Raw genomic sequence first — 21,535 nt, 5'->3', positions numbered from 1 at the left:
TGGCGGGCGGGCAGTGCAATTGTACAGCGGGAGCGCCTGCTAAAACGGGCCAGCGGTTAAGCTGGCCCGTTGACAGCCGGAGTGACGTTCCGGCAGCAGGCTGAAAGAGCGAGGATTAGTCGCGCTGGCCGATATCGCGCAGCTTTTTGCCGCTCAGCAGGTTGCGCTCGATGTGCTCCAGCGAGACGTTCTTGGTCTCCGGGATCAGCCAGATGGTCAGCAGGATAAACAGCACGTTCAGCCCGGCGTAGACCCAGAAGGTGTTGGCGTTGCCCAGCGTGTTCAGCATGGTCAGGAAGGTGGCCCCGACGATCATATTGGCGATCCAGTTGGTGGCGGTAGAGACGGTAATACCGAAGTCACGCCCCTTCAGCGGCTGGATCTCAGAGCAGAGCACCCAGATCAGCGGACCGGCGCTCATGGCAAAACCGACGATAAACATCAGCAGCATCGCCACGGCAAAGTACTGCGCGCCGGCGGAGTGAATGCCGATATGCAGCATGGTGCCGAGGATACCCATGCCCAGTGCCATCACCAGGAAGCCCAGCTTCAGCGTCGGCTTACGTCCCCAGCGGTCCACCAGACCAATGGCGATAAAGGTCGCCAGCACGTTAACCAGGCCGACGATCACCGTGCCCCACATCTGCTGGGTGGTGTTGGCAAAGCCGGCAATTTCAAAGATTTTCGGCGCGTAATACATGATCACGTTCATGCCGGTAAACTGCTGCATCACCTGCAGACCGACGCCCAGATACACTGCCCGACGGAAGTTGCCGTTGCTGCGGAACAGCTGCCAGCCGGACTGTTTGATTTTCAGACTTTCACGGATCTCATCCAGCTCGCGTTTGGCCTGCTCGCTGGTATCCCGCAGCCGGTCCAGCACGCGCTGGGCATCGCGGAAGTTGCCTTTCGCCGCCAGCCAGCGCGGGCTGTTGGGCAGGAAGAACACGCCGACTAACAGCAGCAGGGCCGGAATAGTAATGATGCCGAGCATCCAGCGCCACTCGCCGCTGGCGCTGAAGGCGGTGTCGGAGAGGTAAGCGGCCAGTATGCCGATGGTGATCATCAGCTGGTACAGCGAGATCATGCTGCCGCGGATTTTCTCGGGCGCGATTTCAGACAGGTACAGCGGCGCGGTGTAGGAGGCCACGCCAACCGCCAGCCCCAGCAGCACGCGGGCGACGATCAGCATTTCAGGGTTCGGCGCCATCGCCGACCACAGGGAACCGATCACGAACAGCACCGCCCCGATCATCAGGCTCTTCTTACGCCCGAGGTAGGAGGAGAGCCAGCCGCTGCCGACCGCACCGATCGCCGCACCAAACATCATTGAGCTGACGATCCACTCCTGCTGGTGGGCCGTGACGGAAAAGTCTTTCGCGATGAACGGCAGTGCGCCGGCAATCACGCCGATATCCAGGCCGAACAGCAGGCCGGCCAGCGCGGCGAGGAAGCAGACAAACAGGGTCATGGTCTTGTTTGACGTTCTGCTGCGTTTGTTATTATCAGGCATAGCGCCTCCGTTAAATAAAACTGTTATAGGTTGTTTTAAGCGTAGAAAACCGGGGTGCGTATCGCGTGCGACAGATCACACTGATGTAATCGGTTACAAGCTGAAATATCTGAAAACACCTTGCCAAAGCACACCCGGCGTGAAAATGAAGTTAAACCATAGCAGCTTATTGCTTCGCTGCTTAACCTGCAGAGCGCCTGGCAGATGGCGCTGAAAATGGCGCATTTTAAGGTAAAGTCTGCGATTTTAGTAATGTTAATGACAGGAAAAATAAGGAAAATAGTTAGTGTAACCGTTACCATTTTCATTTTAAGAATTTCCTGTACCGATCGGCCAGTGAAAACCCATTAAGCGGCAAGGAACAAGTGACCTGCCGCTGAGGCAGGCCAGCAGTTTATCGGTGAGAAAAGGGGGGAGAGCGGTGAGCGGCAGGCAAAAAAAAGGGCGCCCGCAGGCGCCCTGATGACCGGCCGGAACTTACTTCAGGCCAGCCGCATCGCGCAGCAGCGCGGCTTTGTCAGTTTTTTCCCACGGGAAATGCTCGCGACCAAAGTGGCCGTAGGCAGCGGTTTCGCGGTAGATCGGGTGCAGCAGGTCGAGCATTTCGATCAGGCCATACGGGCGCAGTTCAAAGAACTCGCGAACCAGCAGGGTCAGTTGCTCGCTGGGAACTTTACCGGTACCGAAGGTTTCCACCATGATGGAGGTGGGTTCAGCCACGCCAATCGCGTAGGAAATCTGGATCTCACAGCGGTCGGCCAGGCCGGCGGCCACGATGTTTTTCGCCACGTAGCGCGCGGCGTAGGCTGCAGAACGGTCAACCTTTGACGGATCCTTACCGGAGAACGCACCACCGCCGTGACGGGCCATGCCGCCGTAGGTATCAACGATGATTTTACGCCCGGTCAGGCCGCAGTCGCCCATCGGGCCGCCGATCACAAAGCGACCGGTTGGGTTGATGTGGTATTTGGTGCTGGCGTTGATCCACTCCGCAGGCAGAACCGGCTTGATGATCTCTTCCATCACTGCTTCACGCAGATCGCTGGTCGACACGTCTTCAGAATGCTGGGTTGACAGCACCACCGCGTCGATACCGACAATTTTGCCGTCATCGTACTGGAAGGTGATCTGGCTTTTCGCGTCCGGGCGCAGCCACGGCAGGCTGCCGCTCTTACGCACTTCTGACTGGCGCTGCACCAGACGGTGCGCGTAGGTCACCGGCGCTGGCATCAGCACGTCGGTCTCGTTGGTGGCGTAGCCAAACATCAGGCCCTGGTCACCGGCACCCTGCTCCAGCGGATCGCTGCGGTCAACGCCCTGATTGATATCCGGGGACTGCTTGCCAATCGCGCTCAGAACCGCGCAGGAGTTGGCATCAAAGCCCATATCAGAATGAACATAGCCGATATCGCGCACGGTCTGACGGGTGATCTCTTCGATATCCACCCATGCGCTGGTGGTGATTTCACCGCCAACCAGAACCATACCGGTCTTCACATAGGTTTCGCAGGCCACACGGGCTTTCGGGTCCTGCTCGAGGATGGCATCAAGCACGGCATCAGAGATCTGATCGGCGATTTTATCGGGATGTCCTTCTGATACGGACTCGGATGTAAAAAGGTGTTTAGCCATTTTATTCTTTACCTTGAATATTCGGGTTAAAAATCGACTGCATAGCGCGAAGACTGGAAACCAGCCCGGAGACTCAGACTCAGCGCCCCCACAGGCAAAGCCATGAGCAGTACAGATGTACGGTAAAAACAGGACGCTTAGAAGTTAACCAGTATAGACGGATTAACATCTGGACGGCTATTCTAGGTTAGTCATTAAGCGGATTGCCAGCATTTTTTGATGGAAGGACGGTTTTCGCCGGGCTGAAAAGTGGCAAAAAATCCTGACAGAAGGCGCATTTGACATAATTTCATTTTGCAATTGATGCCGCCGGGCTGTATAAAACGCCGTTGCCCGTGACGATGACGTTGTTTCGGCACCCGGCCCGTCAGCGACGAACCCCTCGTGCTGGCTTTCACCCGCAGATTTTGTCTTTACCGCACGCCGTCCGGTGTGTGTGGAGGTGATAACAGTAATGAACCAGGATGTTATCCAGTCAGGTCATTTACGCCACGCCGGCGTACTCTCCGCCCCTTCATTTCGATCGTCTTTTCGCTCTTTTTGTCGATGTTTTGTGCGCGTTGGTCATAATCCCGACACTGGCGCAGGCTAATCTTCTCGACAGTGTGACCCGGTTCTCTCAGATTATCCTGAGAGTTGTCGCTGTGCTTCTCTGACTCGTACTACGGAGTCCGCCACGTGTTTTACAATGTTATACTGCAGAAACCGAGTTTTGCGGTGTTTCAGTCCGCCTGGCTGAAAATTTGCGCTATGGGTAAGTGGCCGCAGCAGCAGGGTGCTGCCGCGGTAAGCTGTATTGATTCATTACCATTTGAGGTCTGCGATGTCTGACGACATGAAAACAATCAAGGGTTCGTCAGCTGGCGAACAGGGTGCACTCCGCTCAATGCAGGAGGTGGCCATGAGCGATCGCGATGCCAGCAAAATGCTGCGCACCTACAATATTGCCTGGTGGGGCAATAACTACTACGACGTTAACGAACTGGGGCATATCAGCGTTTGTCCCGATCCGGACGTGCCGGAAGCTCGCGTCGACCTGGCGAAGCTGGTCAAAGAGCGCGAGGCCGAAGGCCAGCGCCTGCCGGCGCTGTTCTGCTTCCCGCAGATCCTGCAGCACCGCCTGCGCTCCATCAACGCGGCGTTTAAGCGCGCGCGCGAGTCATACGGCTACCGCGGCGACTACTTCCTCGTCTATCCGATCAAGGTTAACCAGCACAAGCGCGTCATTGAATCGCTGATCAACTCCGGCGAACCGCTGGGGCTGGAAGCCGGCTCGAAGGCCGAGCTGATGGCGGTGCTGGCGCATGCCGGCATGACCCGTTCGGTGATCGTCTGTAACGGCTACAAAGACCGCGAATATATCCGCCTGGCGCTGATCGGTGAGAAGATGGGCCACAAGGTCTATCTGGTGCTGGAGAAGATGACCGAAGTTAAGCTGGTGCTGGAAGAAGCCGAGCGCCTGAACGTGGTGCCACGGCTGGGCATTCGTGCGCGCCTGGCGTCGCAGGGCTCTGGTAAGTGGCAGTCGAGCGGCGGTGAAAAATCCAAGTTTGGCCTGTCAGCCACCCAGGTACTGAAGCTGGTGGATATTATGCGCGAAGCCGGGCGTATCGAGAGCCTGCAGCTGCTGCACTTCCATCTCGGTTCGCAGATGGCCAATATTCGCGACATCGCCACCGGCGTGCGCGAGTCGGCACGTTTCTACGTTGAGCTGGCCAAGCTGGGCGTCAACATTCAGTGCTTTGACGTCGGCGGTGGCCTTGGCGTCGACTATGAAGGCACCCGTTCGCAGAGCGACTGCTCGGTCAACTATGGCCTGAACGAATATGCCAACAACGTGATCTGGGCTATCGGTGACGCCTGCGAAGAGCATAACCTGCCGCACCCGACGGTGATCACCGAGTCCGGCCGTGCGGTCACCGCGCACCACACCGTGCTGGTCTCCAATATTATCGGCGTTGAGCGCAACGAGTTCAGCGAGCCGCAGGCTCCGGCCGCCGACTCACCGCGCCCGATCGCCAGCCTGTGGGATACCTGGCAGGAGATGCACGAGCCGAATAACCGCCGCTCGCTGCGCGAATGGCTGCATGACAGCCAGATGGATCTGTTCGACATCCATACCGGCTACTCACAGGGCACCTACGATCTGACCCAGCGTGCCTGGGCCGAGCAGCTTTATCTCAGCATCTGTCACTATATCCAGCAGCACCTGGACCCGAGCAACCGCGCGCACCGCCCGGTGATCGACGAGCTGCAGGAGCGCATGGCCGATAAGATATACGTCAACTTCTCGCTGTTCCAGTCCATGCCGGACGCGTGGGGCATCGATCAGCTGTTCCCGGTGCTGCCGCTGGAAGGCCTGGACAAGGTGCCGGAGCGCCGTGCGGTGCTGCTGGATATCACCTGTGACTCTGACGGCACCATCGATCACTATATCGACGGTGACGGCATTGCCACCACCATGCCGATGCCGGAGTACGACGTGGAAAACCCACCGATGCTCGGCTTCTTTATGGTCGGTGCCTATCAGGAGATCCTCGGCAATATGCACAACCTGTTCGGTGATACCGAAGCGGTGGACGTGTTTGCCTTCGCCGACGGTTCGATCGAAGTGCAGCTGTCAGACGAAGGTGATACGGTCGCCGATATGCTGGAGTACGTGCAGCTGAAGCCGGACGAGCTGCTGACCCACTTCCGCAACCAGATTAAGCAGAGCGACCTTGACGACGATCTGCGTGCGCAGTTCCTCGAAGAGTTTGAGGCCGGGCTGTACGGGTATACTTACCTGGAAGACGAGTAACAGAATTTTATCACTAACGGCGGCGGGCGATCCCGCCGGTAAACACACTATCCCTTCCTCGTCGGGTTAACGACGCGGTGGGGATTTTTTTAGCGCAATAAGCACATCCGCACCGCAACCAACCGGTGCTTAAGAAAGAAAGGAGTGGTTATGAATACCAACACGTTAGGCAATCAGTACGACAACTCGCTGGTGTCCAACGCCTTCGGTTTTCTGCGTTTCCCGCTGAACTTCCAGCCGTATGACAGCAACGCCGAGTGGGTGATCACCGGCGTGCCGTTTGATGCTGCCACCTCAGGCCGTCCGGGCAGCCGCCTGGGGCCGGGCGCAATCCGCCAGATCTCAACGAACCTGGCGTGGGAAGGCTGCCGCTGGCCGTGGGAGTTTGACCTGCGCCAGCGCCTGAACGTGATCGACTGCGGTGACCTGGTGTACGCCTTCGGTGACGCGCAGGACTTCAGCGACAAGCTGCAGGCGCACGCCGAGAAGCTGCTGGCCAGCGGCAAGCGCATGCTGACCTTCGGCGGCGATCATTACATCACGCTGCCGCTGCTGCGCGCGCATGCAAAAACCTTCGGCAAAATGGCGCTGATCCACTTCGATGCGCATACCGATACCTACTCCAACGGCCCAACCTTTGACCACGGCACCATGTTCTGGACCGCGCCGCAGGAAGGGCTGATCGACCCGGCGCATTCGGTGCAGATCGGTATCCGCACCGAGTTCGATAAGTCACTGGGCTTTAACGTGCTGGATGCCGCGCAGGTCAACGATCGCAGCGTTGATGACATCATCGCCGAGGTGAAGAAGATCGTCGGTGATATGCCGGTCTATCTGACCTTCGACATTGACTGCCTGGATCCGGCGCACGCGCCGGGCACAGGTACGCCGGTGATTGGCGGCCTGACCAGCGATAAAGCCAGCAAACTGGTGCGCGGCCTGCAGGGGCTGAATATCGTCGGCATGGATCTGGTGGAAGTGGCGCCTGGCTACGACCAGTCAGATATCACCGCGCTGGCGGCTGCCAGCCTGGCGCTGGATATGCTGCACGTGCAGGCGGCCAATAAGGGCTGAGCCTGTAACGCGACACCCTGCCGATCGTAACGGGGCAGCCAGCCACTGCCCCGTTTTATCTCTCTTGCTGGCCTCTCACCATGATTATGCGGTCTGCTGTTCCGGGTCCGCGCACTGTCTGATTTTCACTCCCATTCTCCTGAACTGCGCCGTTTCATCCCTTAGTTCCCCTGAGTCAACAACCCGGATCCCGTGTTTCCCAATGCTGACAGCAACTGGACAGTCTCTGATATTTTTTATTTTTTCTAATCATTCTGGCAGGCTAAAAGGTGAGTTTGTTATTTTAAATGATTTTTTTCGACGGGTACTGGCGGTTTTTCTGTATTTAAGGTGAGATATTTTTTGCCATTACATGTTTTTGTTGTTTTTTAAATGATGTCTTTTACTATTTTGAAGTTGTTTTTTTGGCGTTTTCTAAATGTTTTATTTGCAGTAATTTTTTTTAATCCATTGTTTTTAATGGTTAAGGTTGTTTTGTTTTTTTGTTTGTTTATTCTATTGATTCTGATTTGTTTTATATTTTCGTGATCTCTTGCACAGTTACTCCAGATATTCTCGTCAATCCTGTTTATTGCCAGTTTTGCATATTGCTTATTCCTCCTCTGGTTATATATTGGCCGTGTTGAATGTGAGACAGCGTTTCAAATATGAAACTGATGGCGGGGGCAGGAAATAATGAACTGGAAAACGGTATGCAGTCTCTCGCAGGTACGGGAGGATTTTCCCTACGCGGGTAATGTCAGCGGTAAAGAGATCGGTATTTATCAGGTTGAGGGTGAGTTTTATGCCATGGAAGATATCTGTCCGCACGCCTGGGCTCTGCTGAGCCAGGGATTTGTCGAGGACGGGAAAGTGGAGTGCCCGCTGCACGAAGCCGTATTTGATATCAAAACCGGGCGCTGTCTGCGTGAACCCGGCGGACGCGACCTGCAGATTTATCCGTTGCGGGTGGTGGATAACCAGATCCAGATTGCATTAATCGGGGAGGAACAGTGATGAGCAGTGATACCGATTTTAATCCTTATCTGCCGGGCAGCGCCCAGTTTTTGCCGCCAGGAGAGGGCGGTAATGGTGCCATCCATCATCCGGGCAATTATCAGAATATTATCTGGCAGACCCGCCAGCGGCAGCCTGACAAGTTTGAAATCGCGCTGATCGCTGCACTGGAGTCGCTGTTTGAACAGGGCCAGGAGTCCGTCGCAGGGCTGGTTCTGGCGCTGAATCAGCAACGCGTATTTGACCGTAGCGGCAGCGCCTGGACGGAAGCCAGCTTCTGCGATTTCTTACGTATTAACGGCTACTGAGCGGAGGTCATCATGGGCGATACAGAACACTATCTTAATCAGGGGTTGCGCGGGCTGTGGTATCCGGTGCTGGCCAGCTGGGAAGTCCAGTCGGCTCCGGTCGGTATCACTCGCCTTGGGCAACAGATCGTCGTCTGGCGTAATCAACAGGGCGAACTGCAGGCGCTGGAAGATCGCTGCCCGCACCGCGGTGCTCGCTTATCGATGGGCTGGAACCTCGGTGACCGTATTGCCTGCTGGTATCACGGTATCGAAGTTGCCGGCAGCGGTACGGTAAAAGATGTGCCTGCGGTAGCAGGCTGTCCGCTGGCGGGCCGGCAGTGTGTGCGTACGTATACGATTCAGGAAGCGCATGGTGCAATCTTTATCTGGTTTGGTGTTACGGCAGAGCGGCCGGCCAGTGAACTGGTGTTCCCGGAAGAACTGGCTGATGGTGAGCACTACAGCAACTTTCTGTGCACCGCAGCCTGGAACTGTAACTACCAGTATGCGCTGGAAAACGTGATGGACCCGATGCACGGCACCTACCTCCACTCCTCTTCACACTCGATGGCCGAAGGCGAACGTCAGGCTGAAATGTCACTCCAGCCCACCGACACCGGTTTTATTTTTCAGAAAGAGGGGCAGAAAGGGGTCAACTTCGACTGGGTGGAGTTTGGCGAAAGTGGCGCGCAGTGGATGCGGCTGTCGATCCCTTACCGGAAACGCTTCGGGCCAGGCGGGCATTTCTGGATCGTCGGCATGGTGGTGCCGGAAGATGAGAACCGCTGCCGGGTGTTCTTCTGGCGTATCCGCCAGGTCAGCGGCTGGCAGCGCGATATGTGGCGCTTCCTCTACCGCAACCGGCTGGAAGGGCTGCACTGGGACGTGCTGGAGCAGGATCGTGTGGTGCTGGAAAACCTGGCCCCGGATGCCCGCCAGCATGAGTTCCTGTATCAGCACGATGTCGGGCTCTCCCGCCTGCGCCGCATGATGCAGAAGGCTGCACGGCAGCAGCTGGGGCAGCTGGCCGAACATCCGGAAGTCAGGGAGCCACGGTGATGAGCGGGCTACTGGCGGGAAAACGCATCGTGGTGACCGGGGCGGCACGCGGACTGGGCTGGCAGTTTGCGCAGGATATTGCGGCACAGGGGGCAACGCTGGTGATGCTCGATATCCTGGCGGATGAGCTGCAGCGCCGTTGTGCCGATCTGCTCCAGCAGGGGTACCAGGCTGAGTATCTTAGCGTGGATATCTCAGACCCCGGATCGGTGACGGCGGCATTTGCCACCCTTGCCCGTGGCGGTGGAATTGATGGCCTGGTCAATAATGCCGGGCTGGCAACCGGTGTCGGCGGTAAAAACCTGCTGGATCACGATATCGAACTGTGGGATCGCGTGATGCAGGTCAACGTGCGTGGCACCTGGCTGGTGAGCCGGGCAGCTGTGCCGCTGATGTCGTCAGGGAGTGCCATCGTCAATGTGGCTTCTGATACGGCGCTGTGGGGGGCACCCCGTCTGCTGGCATACGTTGCCAGCAAGGGGGCGATTATTGCCATGACCCGCTCAATGGCGCGGGAACTGGGCGAACGCCGGCTGCGGGTGAATGCCATTGCGCCAGGCCTGACGCGGGTTTCAGCCACCGATTATGTCCCCGCTGCGCGCCATCAGCTCTACGAACAGGGGCGGGCCCTGGCCGGGGAGCAGCATCCGCAGGATGTCAGCGGCAGCGTGGTGTGGCTGCTCTCCGGGATGTCCGGCTTTGTGACCGGGCAGCTGCTGCCGGTCAACGGCGGTTTTGTCTTTAACTAGGGAGCGAAGGCTGTCATGGACGAACAACCGCAGGGCTGCCGTTATCTGATGCCTGGCCTGCAGCGGGGGTTGCAGCTGCTGCTGGCATTTGGTGAACAGCATCGCGAGATGACCTTTGCCGAGCTGCACCGGCTGGTGGATATGCCAAAAGCCAGTGCCTGGCGTGTGGTACAGACCCTTGAACACCTTGGCTTCATTGAGCGTAACCCGCGTAATGGCACCTACAAGCCGGGCATCATGATCCTGCGGCTGGGGTTCGAATATATCGCGTCACTGGACGTCGCGCAGCTCGGCCAGCCGGTGATTGAACGGCTGCGAGACCTCAGCCAGTGCAGCAGCCACCTGGCGATTCGCGATGGCTGTGACCTGATCTACATCGCCCGGGTCAGTGCCGCCAATGCCAGGGTGAATCAGGTCAGTATCGGTACGCGGCTGCCGGTACAGCGTACCTCGCTGGGGCGTATGTTGCTGACCGGCGTCAGCCGCGATGACTTTGAGCAGCTGTTTCCGCGCCCGATGTTGCCGGGCAATGCGCACGGCGATGTGCAGGATCGCGAAGGGTTATGGCAGATGGTGCAGGACGACAGGGTACGCGGCTATGTGATTGGTGAATCGTTCTTTCGCCGCGGCATCTCATCCATTGTCTATCCGGTATTTAACCGTGCGGGCAGCGTGGTGGCAGTGATCAGCATTATGGTGCCGGTCGATGAGATCCCGGCCGGTGACCGGCCGCGATTACAACAGCTGGTGGCGGAGGCCGCCGCAAAAATATCGGGCTTACTGGGGCACCACCCGCCCGCAGAGTAGCTCTGTTCCGGATGACTATCGGGCGCGCGCCGCGCGCCGGGGGCGTCTGCACGCCGAAATTCTGAAAACTGACGATTATTGAGGCAATTAATTATGAGCATCACCGGCATCGAAAAGCTTGAATTTGGCGTGGAAGACCCGGCGCTGTGCAGCAAATTTATTACCGATTTTGGCCTGTCGGCCGCGGGTGAAGCCGGCAGTCACCACTATCAGACGCTGAGTGGCGCACAGGTGGCATTCTACCCGATCGACGATCCGCAACTGCCCCCGGCGTTTGAGGCCGGTTCCACGCTGCGTCGCATCACCTGGGGAGTAACCGATGTGGCGGCGCTCGCCGCCGTGCGCCAGCGTCTGTGTGAGCAGCCTGATTTTAGCGAACAGGACGGTGTGCTCAGCTGTTGCGACCCGAACGGCATGACCCTGCGGGTGGCGATTGGCCGCCAGCAGCCGGTCAGCCTGCCGGTGCTGCCGATCAATCAGTGGGGTGATATACGCCGGGTGGATCGGCCCAGTCCGGTGTACCAGCAGGCCACTCCGGTCAATATCGGTCATGTGGTGTTCTTCGTCACTGACCTGGCACAAACTGAGCGCTTCTATCGTGAGCTGCTGGGCTTCCAGGTTTCAGACCGCTATGTCGATCGCGCCGTGTTTTTACGCTGTGGTATTCACGGCGGCCATCACAATCTGTTTCTGTTGCAACTGCCCGGCGGCAAACGCGGGCTGAATCATGTGGCCTTCACCGTGCGCGATATCCATGAAGTGATCGGCGGTGGCCTGGCGATGAATAAGCAGCAGTGGAGCACCTTCATTGGTCCGGGTCGCCACCCGGTCTCCTCGGCCTATTTCTGGTACGTCAACAGCCCGACGGGCGGTGCGTTTGAGTACTACACCAACGAAGACTGGCTGACAGAAAACTGGCAGCCACGGGAGCTGGAGCACTCGCTGACCTCGTTTACTGAATGGGCGGTGGAGGGGGGGATCGACTACACCACGCGTCGCCAGCAGAAGGAGAATATACGATGAGCGCCGGGATGGTGATTATCGGCGGTGGCCAGGCCGCAGGCTGGGCGGCGAAAACGCTGCGCGACAGCGGTTATCAGGGAACGATTAGTGTCATCAGCGATGAACCCTGGGATTTTTACGAGCGGCCTCCGCTCTCCAAACGAGCACTGTTGGAAGCCGATGCCCCGCTGAGTCGCCTGTTCAGTGAAGAGCAGCAGGCGGCGCTGGATCTGACCTGGTATCGTCCGCTGCGTGCGGAGCGTATCCAGCGGCAGCAGAAATCGGTGCTGCTGAGTAACGGTCAGTCCGTGCCCTACGACCGTCTGCTGATTGCTACCGGTAGCCGTCCGCGTCTGCCGGGGCGCGAGTGGCAGAACCATCCGCGCGTTCATACCCTGCGCAGCTGGCATGACGCGCTGTCCCTGAAGTCCGCTCTGGCTGAATGCCGGCAGCTGGCGGTGGTCGGGGGAGGCTGGATCGGCCTGGAGATTGCCGCGTCGGCGCGCAGCCTCGGGATTGCGGTGACGCTGTATGAACGCCAGCCCAGGCTCTGCCAGCGTAGTGTTGATGCGGCTGTTTCACAGGCTTTACTGACGTTGCACCAGCAACAGGGGGTCAGCATTCATTGCGATTGTGGCGAGATGCGGCTCGCTCATCAGCACGGATTGCCGCAAATCAGCTGTGACCAGGTACCGCTACGGTCGTTTGATCGGGTGGTGGTCGGGGTCGGGGTGGAACTCAATCTGGAACTGGCGCAGCAGGCGGGGCTGGAGGTCGGCAACGGCATTGTGATCGACGATCGCGGGCAAACCAGCGATCCGGCGATTTATGCCGTGGGTGACGTGGCGCGACATCCGCGCTTTGGCTTCTCACTGCAGTCCTGGGCTTTTGCGCAGAATCAGGCGATTGCCACCGCGAGAGCACTACTCGACCCCGCTGCACCGGGTTACGACGAGATCCCGTGGTTATGGTCAGATCAGTATGGCATCAACATGCAGATCCTCGGCCTGCCGCAGGGGCAAGGCAAAACCGTGGTACGCCAGCAAAGTGACAGCACGCTGTGGTTCCGCCTGGGCGAGGACAACTGCCTGCAGCAGCTGGTGAGCTTTAATGACGCGCGCAGCATTAAGCTGGCGAAACGCTGGATCGGTACGCAGCGGCCACTGGATGCGCAGCAGCTTGCCGATCCGGCGTTTTCGCTGATGACGCTGCGCTGAACGGGGAGGAGCTATGATCGCCACTGAACATCCGTTAAACCCCGCTCAGGGTAGCGTTGCTGACAGCGAACCGGTTCGCTGGTCGATACCGCTGGCGCTGTTTGCCTGCGTACTGCTGGCCTTCTTCGATAAAGTCAGTATTGCCGCGCTGTTTTCCGATACTCACTTTCAGCAGGCGATGGGGCTGAACTTCGACACGACCCGCCTGGGGCTGCTGCTGAGTGCGTTTCTGCTCAGCTACGGCTGCTCGTCGATGTTGCTGAGCGGGCTGGGCGATCGCGTTGATCCACTGAAGCTGCTGAGTGGGCTCATGGTGCTGTGGTGCCTGCTGATGCTGGCGATGGGCCTGTGCCACTCTTACCGTATCATGCTGCTGCTGCGCATTACGCTTGGCGTGGCAGAGGGGCCACTGTTTCCGCTGGCTTTTGCGGTGGTGCGCCACAATTTCCCCCGTCACCTGCAGGCACGCGCCACCATGTTATGGCTGCTGGGTACGCCACTCGGGGCGGCGATTGGCTTCCCGCTGTCGCTGTTTATCCTCAACCATTTCGGCTGGCAGTGGACCTTCTTCTGTATGTCGCTGCTGACCGTGCCGGTGCTGGTGTGCATCCGCCTGGCGCTGCGTAACCTTAAGCGTGGCGAAGTCTCTCCGGCGCTGGCCCGGCCACGCAGGATGGCGCGTTCCGTACTGTACCGTAACGGTCACTTCTGGCTGATCTGCCTGTTCAATATCGCGTTTCTTACCTACCTGTGGGGGATCAACGGCTGGCTGCCCAGCTACCTGGTGGAGGGAAGGGGTATCAACCTGGGGCAGGTGGGCTGGCTTTCATCGTTGCCGTTTATCGCCATGCTGATCGGGGAAGGCGTGGGTGCCTGGATCTCCGACCGTATCGATCGCCGGGCGCTGGCCTGTTTTATCTCACTGGCTGGCGCAGCGCTTGGTTTGCTGACGGTGCTGCACCTGCGGCAGACCGGGTTGTTAATCACCGCGATGAGTGTCAGCACCTTTCTGTGGGGAGCCGGGGCACCCAATATCTTTGCTCTGCTGGCGAAAGCCACCCCGCCGGAGGTCAGCGCGACTGCCGGTGGCATTTTCAACGGGCTGGGAAATGTTGCCGGCGCGCTGGCCCCGCTGGTGATGGGCATGCTGATTGCTTCCACGCACAGCATGGATAGCGGACTGATGTTTCTGGTGGTGATGGCCGCGCTGGGATGCGTGCTGTTGCTGCCGCTGTTGCAACGTTACTGAGGAGTGACAAGCTATGTCAGAGACTGAAAAAACGGCCGTCAAACCGGCAGGCATCCCGATGGATGCCTGGGTGGAATCACGTATCGCGCGTTTTAGCGGGCGTAAATATGACTGGAGTGCGCTGAAGTTCCAGGCAGATTTCGATCCGAAATACCGCCGGGCGCAGATGCGTTACATCGGAACCGGGGCAACCGGCGTTGCGGCTGATGGCAATACCGTGGAGGCAGAACATTTCACCTTCTCTACCATGGTGCTGCCAGCCGGATGTGAAGGCCCGCTGCATCTGCACGACGATGTCGAAGAGGTGTTCTTTATGCTGAAAGGCAGCATCACGCTGATGGTGAAAGAGGGCGATAACTACTGCGAAACCGTACTTAACGAACGCGATCTGATCTCGGTGCCTGCCGGGGTGTACCGTGGCTTATTAAATCACGGTGAAGAGGAAGCGCTGATGTGCGTCATGCTCGGCTGCGCTAAACCGCGTATCCCCACCTATCCCGCCGATCATCCGCTGGCGGGTGTTAAGCGTAATCCGGTCGCCTCATGACCGCCTGGCAGGAGAGCGGAACGGGGCCGGCACTGGTGCTGCTGCATGGCATCAGCTCCGGCAGCGCCAGCTGGCACAGGCAGCTGAACGATCCGCGGCTGCAACGTTGCTGCCGCATACTGGCGTGGGACGCCCCCGGATACGGCGACAGCGCTCCCCTGGCGGCAGAAAAACCGACGGCGGCCTGCTATGCCGGAGCGCTGGCGCGGATGCTCGATGCGGCAGGGGTCGGGCAGGCGGTGGTGGTCGGGCATTCGCTGGGGGCGTTGATCGCCTGTGCGTTTGCGGTGCGTTACCCGGAGCGGGTCAGCCGTCTGGTGCTGGCCGATCCGGCACAGGGATATGGCGGTGCACCGCCTGCAAAGCAGCAGGAGATTATTCATCAGCGTCAGCAACAGCTGGCGGGCGGGCTGGAACAGATGGCGCAGCAGCGCGCCCCCGCCTTATTACGCCCGCAGGCCGATGAGTGCGATGTTGCCACGGTGGCCAAAGGCATGCGGCGGCTGAACGTGGCGGGCTTTCTGCAGGCGGTCTCGCTGCTGGCGCAGGGTGATATTCACCGCTGGCTGGCAGAAATCCGGCTGCCTGTCGAGGTGTGGTGCGGCGATCGTGATGCGATTACGCCGCCTGCCGGCGCACAGGCGCTGGCTTACCGCTGGGGGGTACCATTTGTGACTATTCCCCTGGCCGGCCATGCCAGCTATCTCGACGGCGCGGCGTTTTTCAACCGTCAGCTGCTGAGGCTGCTCACAGGAGAAGGTGATGAATTTACAGATTAAGGGGCGGGTGGCGGTCGTCACCGGTGGCTCCTCCGGTATTGGGTTTGCCACCGTGAAACTGCTGCTGGCGGCAGAGGCAAAAGTCGCCTTCTGCGACCGCGATCGGGAGCGGCTGGCCAGTGCCGAGGTGGCGCTGCGCGAGGCGTTCCCTCATGCTGAGATGCTGCCTTACTGCTGTGACGTGCTGGATCCGCAGCAGGTCGGCCGCTTTGCACAGCAGGTGGGTCGCGAGTTTGGCGCGGTGGATATGCTGATCAACAACGCCGGGCAGGGCTATGTCGCTCACTTTGACGCCACGCCACATGAGGCCTGGCTACGGGAGGCGGGGCTGAAACTGTTCGGGGTAATCCACCCGCTGCAGGCGTTTCTGCCACTGCTCGAGCAGTCGGATATCGCGTCTGTGACCTGCGTGAATTCGCTGCTGGCACGCCAGCCTGAACCGCACATGATCGCCACGTCGGCGGCACGGGCTGCGTTGCTGAATATGACGCTGAACCTGTCTAACGAGCTGATCGTTAAGGGCGTGCGGATCAATTCGATTTTACTGGGCATGGTGGAGTCCGGTCAGTGGCGTCGTCGCTATCAGCAGCGTCAGGATCCGGTGCAGAGCTGGGAAGCCTGGACTGCGGAGCTGGCCACAGAACGCGGTATTCCGATGGGGCGGCTGGGGAAACCGGAGGAAGCGGCGCAGGCGTTGCTGTTCCTGGCTTCACCGCTGGCTTCCTTTACCACCGGTGCCGCGCTGGATGTGTCCGGCGGCTTCGCCCGCCAGCTATAGGGATCGCCGATGAAAAAAATAGTGTTGATTGGCTACGGCGCGATGGCGCAGGAGCTGATTGCCCGCCTGCCGGAGGGCGTTTGCGTCGGCTGGATTGTGGCACGCGAACACCATCATGCCGCTATCCGCCTGCGCTTTGGCGGTGAGGTTACTCCCCTGCTGTCGCCCCTTGCGTGCCCGGGAAGGCCCGATCTGGTGCTGGAGTGCGCCAGCCAGCAGGCGGTTGCTGACTTCGGCCAGGGGGTGCTGCAACGCGGCTGGGGGCTGGCGGTGATCTCTACCGGTGCGCTGGCAGACGATGCCCTGTATCGGCGTTTGCGCCAGGCGGCCAGCGCCGGGGGGGGGCGCCTGACGCTGCTTTCCGGGGCGGTAGCGGGCCTTGACGGGTTGACCAGCGCACGAGAGGGCGGCCTGGATAGCGTGCTTTATCAGTCCTGTAAAAACCCGCTCAGCTGGCGCGGAAGCCTGGCAGAGACGCTGATCGATCTCGACGCAGTCCGCCATCGGGAGGTGTTTTTTCGCGGCAGCGCCCGGGAAGCCGCGCTGCGTTTTCCGGCCAATGCCAACGTGGCTGCCACGATTGCGCTGGCGGGGATCGGTTTGGATCGCACACGGGTTGAGCTGATCGTTGATCCTGACACGCAGTGCAACTGTCACCGCATCCATGCCGGTGGTGGATTTGGCGAACTGTACCTGGAGATCCACGCTCATCCGCTGCCTTCCAGTCCGAAAACGTCAATGCTCGCGGCGCTGAGTGCTGTTCAGGCCTGTCGCCAGTTGCTGGATCTCTGAAGGAGTCCTCATGGAAAATCTGAAACTCTACCTGGCCGGAAGCTGGCGCGAAGGGGGCGGAGAACGCTTCTGCAGTACCTTTCCCGCCGACGGTTCAGTCAATGGCTGGCTGCGGGCTGCCAGTCTGGAGGATGTGGAGCTGGCGGTAGAGGCGGGTGAGCGTGCCTGGCGCGATCCGCACTGGCGCAGCATGCCTGGCCATCAGCGTGCAGCCATTTTGCATCGGGCGGGCGATCTGATCGCCGCACGGCTGGAGCCACTGGCCGAACTGCAAACCCGCGATAACGGCAAGCCACTGGCGGAAACGCGCGGGCTGGTGGCCAGTGCGGCAGCCACCGCCCACTATTTTGCCGCCGCCTGTGAGGTGCTCGAGGGGGAATTGCCGCCTCAGCGCAGCCGCGAGGTGATGACCTTCAGCACCTGGGAGCCGATCGGGGTGGTGGCGGCTATCACCCCGTGGAACTCACCGATAGCCAGTGAGATGCAGAAAGTCGCGCCGGCGCTGGCGGCGGGTAACGCGGTAATGCTGAAACCGGCTGAGGCTACGCCGCTGATGGCGCTGCAGCTGGCGGCAATCTTTGAGGAGGCGGGCCTTCCCCCTGGACTGTTCAGCGTGCTGCCGGGTAAGGGCAGCATTGTGGGTGATGCACTGGTGCGCCACCCGCTGGTGAAAAAAATCTCGTTTACCGGCGGTACCCGCACCGGGCGGGCGCTGGCGCATATTGCGGCCGACAGGCTGATTGGCACCTCGCTGGAGTTAGGCGGGAAGTCACCCACCATCGTGCTGGCAGATGCAGATATCGAACAGGCGGCGCGGGGGATCTGCTACGGCATCTTCAGCTCGGCAGGCCAGGCGTGCATTGCCGGTGCGCGGCTGTTTGTGCACCGTTCCGTCTGGCGGCCGCTGCTGGACCGTCTGCTGCAACTGACCCGGGGACTGCGCCTCGGGAATCCGCTGCAGGCCGGGATTCATATGGGGCCGCTAATCTCCCCGCAGCACCGGCAGTCAGTTGCTGACTATGTGGCGCTGGCGCGCCGTGAGGGGGGGGAAATCTTATGTGGCGGTGAGATCCCCGCCGACCCGGCGCTGGCGGCGGGTAACTGGTTCCAGCCAACCATTATCACCGGCTTAAGCAACGCCGCGCAGGTCTGTCAGGAGGAGATTTTCGGCCCGGTGCTGGTGGCGATGCCCTTTGACGATGAAGAGACGCTGATCGCCGCGGCCAACCATTCGGTCTACGGCCTGGCTGCCGGGATCTGGACGCGGGATGTTACCCGGGCGCTGGCGCTGGCCGCGCGGCTTGAGGCCGGCACGGTGTGGATTAACACCTACAAAGTATTTTCAGTCTCTACGCCGTTTGGTGGTGTTAAACAGAGCGGCCTCGGGCGCGAAAAAGGGCTACAGGGGCTGCGTGCCTGGATGCAGCAGAAAAGCATCTATCTGGCCACTGCCCCAACAATTAACCACTGGAGCGATTAACTGATGGGAAGCAAACGATGAGTGAAACCATTACGGTAGGTGAAGCGCTGGCCCGCACCCTTGAGCAGTATGGCGTCAGCACGATGTACGGGATTATTTCGATTCATAATTTACCGATCGCGGATGCGGTCGGGCGGCGTGGAAGATTGCGCTTTGTCACCAGCCGCGGTGAGGCCGGGGCGGTAAGCATGGCGGATGCGCACGGTCGGTTTAGTGGCCTGGGCGTGGCGCTGACCAGCACCGGTTGCGGTGCCGGCAATGCCGTCGGCGCGCTGCTGGAAGCCGCTAACGCCGGTACGCCGCTGCTGCATATCACCGGCCAGGTGGAGAAAGCTTACCTGGATGCCGACTGCAGCTTTATCCATGAGGCCCGCGATCAGCTGGGATTTCTGCGCGCCAGCGGCAAGGAGGCGCTGCGCGTGCACTCCCCACAGCAGGCGGTGGCCATGCTGCACCGGGCGATTCAGCTGGCGCAAACGCCACCCTGTGGCCCGGTTTCGCTGGAAATTCCGATCGATATCCAGAACAGCCGGGTACCGTTAAGTCTGGTGACCCCCGCCGTGCGGCCGCTGCAGCCCGCATCACCGCCAGCCGACGTGGTGGCGGCGCTGGCACAGCGTCTGCGGGCGGCTCAACGGCCACTGTTGTGGGTGGGCGGCGGGGCGCTGCAGGCCGCCGATGCGGTACGCCAGCTGGCAGATGCCGGCGTGGCGGTGATCTCCAGCACGCACGGGCGCGGCATCCTGGCTGACAGTCACCCGCGCAGCCTGCGGGCATTTCATAACTCCCCGTCTGTTGAGGCGCTGTTGCGCCGCTGCGACCTGACGCTGGTGGCCGGCTCACGGTTGCGCAGCAACGAAACCCGCAGCTGGACGCTGCCGCTGCCGTCACCGTTGCTGCAGATTGACCTCGACCCTGCTGCCGCCAGCCGTAACTATCCGGCGGACGAGGTGCTCAGTTATGACTGCGCCGCCCTGCTGAGCGCGCTGGCAGCCATTTATGTCCCCGCTGAACGTCCCGATCCGGCATGGGATCGCGAAATTGCGCAGGCGGTGAGCGCGGCGGAAACCGATCTGCGCGATCAATGTGGCGTGTATGCCGGGCTGAGCGATGCGGTGGCTGCCGTTCTGCCACCATCGGGCATTTTTGTCCGTGATATCACCGTATCCGGCAGTCTGTGGGGCAGCCGCTTGCTGCCCACCGGTCGCCCGGGAGCGCGGGTCCATTCGCTGGCCGGGGCGATCGGCATGGGGCTGCCGATGGCGATTGGTACTGCACTGGCCAACCCGGAAAGCAGGGTGGTCGCGCTGGTCGGCGACGGTGGCCTGGCGTTGGGATTAGGTGAGCTGGCAACCCTGGTGCAGGAAAACGCCAACGTCACGCTGCTGGTCATGAATGACGGCGGTTATGGCGTAATGCGCGGCATTCAGGACAAATACTTTGAAGGGCGGCAGTTTTATAACCGGCTGCATACGCCGGACTTCACGCTGCTGGCCCGGGCGATGGGGCTGAACGCCCGCAGGGTGACGGCCGCGGCCGGTTTTCACGCCGCGTTGAGTGAAGCGGTGGCGCAGCCAGGCCCGTCGCTGATTGAAGTGGCCATGCAGGAGATCGGCCCGCTGCACTTTGCCGGGCCACCGCAGAAAACACTTTACTGAAAACAGGGGCTGAACGCCTTCAGCCTGTGAAGGGCAGGAGGCCGCAGGCGCTGCCCTTGTTAATACCGGCAATCGCTACCGGGCGTAAGGCGGGTGAGGATTATTTACCTGCCGCGATACGCGCCTTAATATGATCGGCCCGCTCCTGTGACGCCGGGTGCGAGTCGAACAGGCTGCCGCCACCGCTGCCGCCTTCCATCTTCGCCAGTTTCTCAAAGCTGGTTACCAGACCGTTTGGATTCACACCGCGTTTTTTCAGCAGGTCGAATGAATAGTCATCGGCCTGAGTCTCCTGCGTTTGCGAGAACTGTGCACCGATCAGTTTCTCGCCGAGGTCACCCAGCTGGGACTGCGACAGCGAGGCCGCAACGCCACCGGCGGAGGCGGCGGCGGTACGCGCGGCGGTGGTGGCATAAGCCAGCTGCATCGCCTTGCGCGAGTGCCCCAGCGCCACGTGGCCCATTTCGTGGCCGACAACCGCTTCAACTTCGTTGTCGGTCATCAGGTCCATCAGGCCGCTGTAGACGCGAATACAGCCGTTAGCCATCGCCCAGGCGTTAACGTCTTTGGTCAGGTAAACCTTATAGTTGGCCGGTGTACCGTTAATATTGTCGCCCAGCGAGGCGGCAATTTTATTCAGGCGCTGGGTGTAGGGGCTGCTTGCCGGGGCGACCTGATTCTCCGCGTCCATCTGCTGACAGGATTTAGCACTGAGCTCTTTGACCTGCTCATCGCTCAGCGTGACCGCCTGAAAAGCCTGTGCGCCAGACTGCATCAGAGCGTTGCTGTCAAAATTCTGACAGCCAGAAACCAGGGTTGCCAGCGACAACGCGGCAAAGGCGAGACGTTTCTTCATTCCAGTTCATCCATTCAGGTAACAAGGTAAAAAAATCAGAAAGTTGGCAAAATACGGCTGCGGTAATCGTCCGGCAGTAATCTGAGTTATAGCGCCTGCGGCATTGCTTGCCTAGTCGGGGCATTCTCAAAACGCAAATAATGTGAGGATTTTTACCTGCCGCGGCATGTACATGTTACCCGTATTTCATGTACATTGATGGGCGACTTTCGTTCTGCTTTGCCTGATAACTCATTGATTACAATAGGTTGAGAAAG

At 59.8% G+C, this 21,535-nt stretch carries 19 protein-coding genes; 16 read left to right on the top strand and 3 right to left on the bottom strand.

Going from position 1 to position 21,535, the window contains the following annotated elements; all coding sequences use genetic code 11:
• Positions 1 to 115 precede the first annotated feature (115 nt).
• On the bottom strand, positions 116 to 1,513 hold the full coding sequence (locus NV64_RS03785; protein WP_056231787.1) for a sugar porter family MFS transporter: 1,398 nt from the start codon (positions 1,511 to 1,513) through the stop codon (positions 116 to 118).
• 477 nt (positions 1,514 to 1,990) lie between these two features.
• The gene (metK, locus tag NV64_RS03780; RefSeq protein ID WP_056231790.1) at positions 1,991 to 3,145 is read right to left on the bottom strand and encodes a methionine adenosyltransferase; all 1,155 of its coding nucleotides are present in this window, start codon (positions 3,143 to 3,145) and stop codon (positions 1,991 to 1,993) included.
• A gap of 823 nt (positions 3,146 to 3,968) precedes the next feature.
• On the opposite strand from metK, the gene speA reads away from it, so the two are divergent.
• The 16 genes from speA (at position 3,969) to NV64_RS03695 (ending at position 20,422) form a co-directional block, all read left to right on the top strand.
• Positions 3,969 to 5,945, top strand: coding sequence for a biosynthetic arginine decarboxylase (speA, locus tag NV64_RS03770; RefSeq protein WP_056231796.1), 1,977 nt, complete (start codon positions 3,969 to 3,971; stop codon positions 5,943 to 5,945).
• 150 nt (positions 5,946 to 6,095) lie between these two features.
• Entirely contained in the window at positions 6,096 to 7,019 is a 924-nt protein-coding gene (gene speB, locus NV64_RS03765; protein ID WP_056231798.1) for an agmatinase, read from the top strand.
• Between the two features lie 675 nt (positions 7,020 to 7,694).
• Positions 7,695 to 8,015: a non-heme iron oxygenase ferredoxin subunit gene (locus NV64_RS03760; protein ID WP_056231801.1), complete on the top strand. Its 321-nt coding sequence runs from the start codon at positions 7,695 to 7,697 to the stop codon at positions 8,013 to 8,015.
• On the top strand, positions 8,015 to 8,323 hold the full coding sequence (locus NV64_RS03755) for a recombinase-like helix-turn-helix domain-containing protein (RefSeq protein WP_056231802.1): 309 nt from the start codon (positions 8,015 to 8,017) through the stop codon (positions 8,321 to 8,323). The genes NV64_RS03760 and NV64_RS03755 overlap by 1 nt, the downstream gene beginning before the upstream one ends.
• 12 nt (positions 8,324 to 8,335) lie before the next feature.
• A complete protein-coding gene (locus NV64_RS03750) occupies positions 8,336 to 9,364 on the top strand; it encodes an aromatic ring-hydroxylating dioxygenase subunit alpha (RefSeq protein ID WP_101505349.1) in 1,029 nt (342 codons plus the stop codon).
• Positions 9,364 to 10,113 (top strand): SDR family oxidoreductase, encoded by a 750-nt coding sequence (locus NV64_RS03745; protein WP_056231807.1) that lies wholly within the window; start codon positions 9,364 to 9,366, stop codon positions 10,111 to 10,113. Before NV64_RS03750 ends, NV64_RS03745 begins: the two co-directional genes overlap by 1 nt.
• A 15-nt stretch (positions 10,114 to 10,128) precedes the next feature.
• Complete coding sequence (locus NV64_RS03740) at positions 10,129 to 10,920, top strand: IclR family transcriptional regulator (protein WP_101505348.1); 792 nt, start codon at positions 10,129 to 10,131, stop codon at positions 10,918 to 10,920.
• Positions 10,921 to 11,013: 93 nt separating this feature from the next.
• On the top strand, positions 11,014 to 11,943 hold the full coding sequence (locus tag NV64_RS03735; RefSeq protein WP_101505347.1) for a VOC family protein: 930 nt from the start codon (positions 11,014 to 11,016) through the stop codon (positions 11,941 to 11,943).
• Positions 11,940 to 13,139 (top strand): NAD(P)/FAD-dependent oxidoreductase, encoded by a 1,200-nt coding sequence (locus tag NV64_RS03730; protein WP_101505346.1) that lies wholly within the window; start codon positions 11,940 to 11,942, stop codon positions 13,137 to 13,139. The genes NV64_RS03735 and NV64_RS03730 overlap by 4 nt, the downstream gene beginning before the upstream one ends.
• Before the next feature lie 13 nt (positions 13,140 to 13,152).
• On the top strand, positions 13,153 to 14,388 hold the full coding sequence (locus NV64_RS03725) for an MFS transporter (RefSeq protein WP_056231818.1): 1,236 nt from the start codon (positions 13,153 to 13,155) through the stop codon (positions 14,386 to 14,388).
• A gap of 13 nt (positions 14,389 to 14,401) precedes the next feature.
• Positions 14,402 to 14,935, top strand: coding sequence for a cupin domain-containing protein (locus tag NV64_RS03720; RefSeq protein WP_056231820.1), 534 nt, complete (start codon positions 14,402 to 14,404; stop codon positions 14,933 to 14,935).
• Entirely contained in the window at positions 14,932 to 15,714 is a 783-nt protein-coding gene (locus NV64_RS03715; protein WP_056231823.1) for an alpha/beta fold hydrolase, read from the top strand. Before NV64_RS03720 ends, NV64_RS03715 begins: the two co-directional genes overlap by 4 nt.
• Positions 15,698 to 16,492 (top strand): SDR family oxidoreductase, encoded by a 795-nt coding sequence (locus NV64_RS03710; protein WP_101505345.1) that lies wholly within the window; start codon positions 15,698 to 15,700, stop codon positions 16,490 to 16,492. Before NV64_RS03715 ends, NV64_RS03710 begins: the two co-directional genes overlap by 17 nt.
• A 9-nt stretch (positions 16,493 to 16,501) precedes the next feature.
• Positions 16,502 to 17,284: an aspartate dehydrogenase gene (locus NV64_RS03705; protein ID WP_101505344.1), complete on the top strand. Its 783-nt coding sequence runs from the start codon at positions 16,502 to 16,504 to the stop codon at positions 17,282 to 17,284.
• Between the two features lie 10 nt (positions 17,285 to 17,294).
• A complete protein-coding gene (locus NV64_RS03700; RefSeq protein WP_101505343.1) occupies positions 17,295 to 18,764 on the top strand; it encodes an aldehyde dehydrogenase in 1,470 nt (489 codons plus the stop codon).
• A gap of 17 nt (positions 18,765 to 18,781) precedes the next feature.
• Positions 18,782 to 20,422 (top strand): thiamine pyrophosphate-binding protein, encoded by a 1,641-nt coding sequence (locus NV64_RS03695; protein ID WP_101505342.1) that lies wholly within the window; start codon positions 18,782 to 18,784, stop codon positions 20,420 to 20,422.
• A gap of 100 nt (positions 20,423 to 20,522) precedes the next feature.
• Here the strand turns inward: NV64_RS03695 and NV64_RS03690 are convergent, their stop codons facing one another.
• Positions 20,523 to 21,278, bottom strand: coding sequence for a M48 family metallopeptidase (locus NV64_RS03690; RefSeq protein WP_056231836.1), 756 nt, complete (start codon positions 21,276 to 21,278; stop codon positions 20,523 to 20,525).
• Between the last annotated feature and the right edge of the window lie 257 nt (positions 21,279 to 21,535).

The sequence above is a fragment of the Erwinia sp. B116 genome (genome assembly GCF_002865965.1).
GTDB lineage: Bacteria > Pseudomonadota > Gammaproteobacteria > Enterobacterales > Enterobacteriaceae > Erwinia.
This window is presented reverse-complemented; position numbering and strand designations above follow the sequence as displayed.

Excerpts from the sequence above, each read along its gene's own strand:
- NV64_RS03710 (WP_101505345.1), top strand. The coding sequence starts at position 15,698 with ATGAATTTACAGATTAAGGGGCGGGTGGCGGTCGTCACCGGTGGCTCC.
- NV64_RS03700 (WP_101505343.1), top strand. The coding sequence starts at position 17,295 with ATGGAAAATCTGAAACTCTACCTGGCCGGAAGCTGGCGCGAAGGGGGC.
- NV64_RS03760 (WP_056231801.1), top strand. The coding sequence starts at position 7,695 with ATGAACTGGAAAACGGTATGCAGTCTCTCGCAGGTACGGGAGGATTTT.
- speB (WP_056231798.1), top strand. The coding sequence starts at position 6,096 with ATGAATACCAACACGTTAGGCAATCAGTACGACAACTCGCTGGTGTCC.
- NV64_RS03690 (WP_056231836.1), bottom strand. The coding sequence starts at position 21,278 with ATGAAGAAACGTCTCGCCTTTGCCGCGTTGTCGCTGGCAACCCTGGTT.
- NV64_RS03735 (WP_101505347.1), top strand. The coding sequence starts at position 11,014 with ATGAGCATCACCGGCATCGAAAAGCTTGAATTTGGCGTGGAAGACCCG.
- NV64_RS03720 (WP_056231820.1), top strand. The coding sequence starts at position 14,402 with ATGTCAGAGACTGAAAAAACGGCCGTCAAACCGGCAGGCATCCCGATG.
- NV64_RS03715 (WP_056231823.1), top strand. The coding sequence starts at position 14,932 with ATGACCGCCTGGCAGGAGAGCGGAACGGGGCCGGCACTGGTGCTGCTG.
- NV64_RS03745 (WP_056231807.1), top strand. The coding sequence starts at position 9,364 with ATGAGCGGGCTACTGGCGGGAAAACGCATCGTGGTGACCGGGGCGGCA.
- metK (WP_056231790.1), bottom strand. The coding sequence starts at position 3,145 with ATGGCTAAACACCTTTTTACATCCGAGTCCGTATCAGAAGGACATCCC.
- NV64_RS03725 (WP_056231818.1), top strand. The coding sequence starts at position 13,153 with ATGATCGCCACTGAACATCCGTTAAACCCCGCTCAGGGTAGCGTTGCT.
- NV64_RS03750 (WP_101505349.1), top strand. The coding sequence starts at position 8,336 with ATGGGCGATACAGAACACTATCTTAATCAGGGGTTGCGCGGGCTGTGG.
- NV64_RS03740 (WP_101505348.1), top strand. The coding sequence starts at position 10,129 with ATGGACGAACAACCGCAGGGCTGCCGTTATCTGATGCCTGGCCTGCAG.
- NV64_RS03755 (WP_056231802.1), top strand. The coding sequence starts at position 8,015 with ATGAGCAGTGATACCGATTTTAATCCTTATCTGCCGGGCAGCGCCCAG.
- NV64_RS03695 (WP_101505342.1), top strand. The coding sequence starts at position 18,782 with ATGAGTGAAACCATTACGGTAGGTGAAGCGCTGGCCCGCACCCTTGAG.
- NV64_RS03730 (WP_101505346.1), top strand. The coding sequence starts at position 11,940 with ATGAGCGCCGGGATGGTGATTATCGGCGGTGGCCAGGCCGCAGGCTGG.
- NV64_RS03785 (WP_056231787.1), bottom strand. The coding sequence starts at position 1,513 with ATGCCTGATAATAACAAACGCAGCAGAACGTCAAACAAGACCATGACC.
- NV64_RS03705 (WP_101505344.1), top strand. The coding sequence starts at position 16,502 with ATGAAAAAAATAGTGTTGATTGGCTACGGCGCGATGGCGCAGGAGCTG.
- speA (WP_056231796.1), top strand. The coding sequence starts at position 3,969 with ATGTCTGACGACATGAAAACAATCAAGGGTTCGTCAGCTGGCGAACAG.